The sequence below is a fragment of the Polaromonas sp. P1_G4 genome (genome assembly GCF_056405475.1).
The window spans coordinates 1-3,152 of the sequence record NZ_JBFUCA010000492.1 but is presented as its reverse complement, the minus strand read 5'-3'; the positions used below and the strand labels follow the sequence as shown (position 1 = coordinate 3,152).

At 61.0% G+C, this 3,152-nt stretch carries 5 protein-coding genes; 2 read left to right on the top strand and 3 right to left on the bottom strand.

What is annotated here, in order from left to right:
• Positions 1 to 107 precede the first annotated feature (107 nt).
• From trmD to rpsP, 3 genes are read right to left on the bottom strand one after another with little or no spacing between them, the layout of a single operon-like run.
• Entirely contained in the window at positions 108 to 887 is a 780-nt protein-coding gene (gene trmD, locus AC1D1X_RS19345; protein WP_477668033.1) for a tRNA (guanosine(37)-N1)-methyltransferase TrmD, read from the bottom strand.
• A 58-nt stretch (positions 888 to 945) separates the two neighbouring features.
• Entirely contained in the window at positions 946 to 1,554 is a 609-nt protein-coding gene (gene rimM, locus AC1D1X_RS19340) for a ribosome maturation factor RimM (RefSeq protein WP_477698921.1), read from the bottom strand.
• A 25-nt stretch (positions 1,555 to 1,579) separates the two neighbouring features.
• A complete protein-coding gene (rpsP, locus tag AC1D1X_RS19335; protein WP_457279965.1) occupies positions 1,580 to 1,840 on the bottom strand; it encodes a 30S ribosomal protein S16 in 261 nt (86 codons plus the stop codon).
• Between the two features lie 186 nt (positions 1,841 to 2,026).
• Between rpsP and AC1D1X_RS19330 the strand changes: the two genes are divergently transcribed.
• On the top strand, positions 2,027 to 2,563 hold the full coding sequence (locus AC1D1X_RS19330; protein ID WP_477668035.1) for an N-acetyltransferase family protein: 537 nt from the start codon (positions 2,027 to 2,029) through the stop codon (positions 2,561 to 2,563).
• Between the two features lie 7 nt (positions 2,564 to 2,570).
• Positions 2,571 to 3,047 (top strand): hypothetical protein, encoded by a 477-nt coding sequence (locus AC1D1X_RS19325; protein ID WP_477668036.1) that lies wholly within the window; start codon positions 2,571 to 2,573, stop codon positions 3,045 to 3,047.
• The last annotated feature ends 105 nt before the right edge of the window (positions 3,048 to 3,152 follow it).

Genomic DNA, 3,152 nt, shown 5'->3' with positions numbered 1-3,152 from the left:
CGCTACGCTAAAGACCGCAAATCCATGGAACACCCGCGGGTGTTCAGATGGTTGCAGTGGCCGCCAGAGGATCGAAAAGCCTTTGATTATAGCAAGTCAGTGCTTTTTCAAGCGTCTTTGTCCGGGTTTTCGACCAAATCGGCCAAAAAAGCCTCGTCACTTTCGCTCAAATTCCCACTCTGCCGTGCCATTTGCACCAATTCCGGGCGTTGGCGCTGCGTCAGCGCCAGGCGTTGTTCACGCCGCCAGCGCTCAATATGGGCGTGGTTTCCAGACATCAGGGTGGTCGGAACGGGCTGGCCGCGCCAGCTTTCGGGCCGCGTGTAATGGGGGCAATCCAGCAAGCCGTCGAGTGCAGGATTAAAGCTGTCCAGCTGATGACTGCCCTCGTCATTGAGCACGCCGGGCTGGAGCCGGGCCACCGCATCGAGCAAGGCCATGGCGGCAATTTCCCCGCCCGACAGCACAAAATCGCCCAGGCTGATCTGCAGGTCAACATGGGCCTGGATGAAGCGCTGGTCCAGCCCTTCGTAGCGCCCACAAATCAATACCGCACCGGCGCTGGCCGACCAGCCTTCAACGCCGGCATGGTCCAGCGCCTTGCCCACGGGAGAAAAAAGCACCGTGGGAACCTTGGGCGCACCATTCGCAGCACGGTCAGCCTGTATTTTTTCAAGGCACAGCGCCAGCGGCTCAGCCATCATCACCATGCCGGGGCCGCCGCCGAAAGGCCGGTCGTCCACGCGGCGGTAGTTGCCGTCGGCAAAGTCCCGCAGGTTCCAGAGCTTCACCTCAACAAGGCCCGATTCGTAGGCGCGGCGGGTCACGCCGCTGACCAGGAAGGGCGCAAAAAGCTCGGGGAAAAGTGTGATGATGTCGAAGCGCATGGGGCTATTGTGTGCGAGCCCGGCGCTTCAGGGCAACAGCCCCTTCGGGCTACAAAAATCAGTAGTCCGGCTGCCAGTCAACCGTGATGCATTTGCCGGCGATATCCACCGCGTCGACATACACGGAGACAAACGGGATCATGCGTTCGGCGGTCWGGCTCGTGCCGTCCTCCTGCTGGACGGTGTACTCCACACACAGGACCGAGTGCGGGCCGGTGGCCATCAGGTCACGCACCAGGCCTAATGGCACCCCTTCGCGATTGACCACGTTCAGGCCGATCAGGTCGACCCAGTAGTACTCATCCTTGGAGGCCGCAGGAAAACTGCTGCGGGGCAGGAAGATGCGTGCGCCACGCAAGGCCTCGGCCGCATTGCGGTCATCAAGGCCCAAAAACTTGGCGACGACGGTATCGGAATGAACTTTGGCCTCGTCCACGCTCAGTGAAACGGTGCCAGAAAACACGGTGAACCCCGGGCGGAATTTGGCGTCAGGCGCCTGCAAAAACCAGGATTTGGCCGCGAAAAGTGCTTCTGGATCGGTGCTGTGCGGCAGGATTTTCACCCAGCCCTTGACGCCCCATGCATCCAGGATGCGCCCGACTTCGATGGCGTCGTGCGGAAGGCTTGAGGGCGTCAAGCCTGCCGACGATTGAAGGCCGGGCTGCATCAATCTCTAAATCAGACCGAGTTCTTCAGGCCGTTTTGACAGCAGCCGTAGCACCTTGCTTGACCAGGCGCAGAACGGTAGGAGACGGCTGGGCGCCCACACCGATCCAGTGGGTCAGGCGGTCTTGCGCAATGCGCAGGCCTTCTTCGCCACCTTTGGCAATCGGGTTGTAAAAACCGATGCGCTCGATGAAACGGCCGTCGCGGCGAACGCGTTTGTCAGCCACAACAATATTGAAAAAAGGACGGTGCTTGGAACCGCCGCGTGCAAGTCGAATGACGACCATGATTTATCCTTCGGGTGGTGGGGCTTACCGGTAAGGTAGATACCCCAATGTTCTGCAGCGCTTGAGACACACGACATGGCCACCCGGCCAGCGAATTGYTGCAAAGCCTGAGATTATAGCCTGTGGAACGGTTTTGGCCCAAATTCACCTCCCCGCCCTTCTCCTATCCCCGAAACCACGACAGACATGCCCCTCATACGCCCCAGCCGCGAAGAAGACATTCCCGCCATCACGGCCATTTACGGTCACCACGTCCTGCACAGCACAGGAACGTTCGAAACCGAGCCTCCCAGTGTGGCCGACATGACGACCCGCCGGGCTGACGTACTGTCCAAAGGCCTGCCCTACCTGATCGCCGAGGAGGAAGGAAAAATTGTGGGCTTCGCCTACGGTAACTGGTTCAAGCCGCGACCGGCCTACCGGTTTTCGGTGGAGGACACGATTTACCTCGCGCCTGAACTGCACCGCAAGGGCCTGGGCCGTGCGTTGCTGGCCGAGCTGCTGGCACGGCTTGAAGCGGTGGGCGTACGCAAGGCCATGGCCGTGATCGGTGATTCGGCCAACGCCGGCTCGGTGGGCGTGCACCGCTCGCTCGGCTTCACCGAAGTCGGCACCATTGCATCGTGCGGCTGGAAGTTCGGCGCCTGGCGCGACATCGTGATCATGGAAAAGACCTTGGGCGCAGGCGACACGCAGCCGCCGGTGGATGCACCCGCCGCATAATCGCAGCATGCAAGCAACTGCCTCCCCAGCCCCTAAAGCGCCCAAAAACAAAACCCTCGCCGCCTGGCTCGCTTTTATCGGCGGTCAACTCGGCGTGCACCGTCTTTACCTGTTCGGCCTTGGCGACGTGTGGGCCTGGCTGCACCCCATCGCAGCGGCGCTGGGCTGGTGGGGAGTCGAGCGCGTACGGCTTTATGGGCAAGATGACCACCTCGCCTGGGTGCTGATTCCGCTACTGGGCTTTACGCTGGCCGGCACGGCATTGACCGCCATTTACTACGGCCTGATGCCAACGGAAAAATGGAATGCGCTGCACAACACGGGCACGCCGGCCACCCAGGCGGGCAACACCAACTGGCTGACCATAGGCGCCGTGGTGTTTGCGCTGCTGTTTGGCACTATCTCACTGATGTCCAGCATAGTCTTCAGCTTCCAACGCTACTTCGAGTACCAGGTCGAAGAGGCCAAGAAAATCAGCCAGTAGATAGAGCCCCCACGGTCGCTCACTTCGTGTAGCTTCCTGCCCCCCGAGAGGGCCGCCCGCCTGCGGTCTGGCAAAGCCAGTCCCGCGGCTCATGCTGGCTTTAAG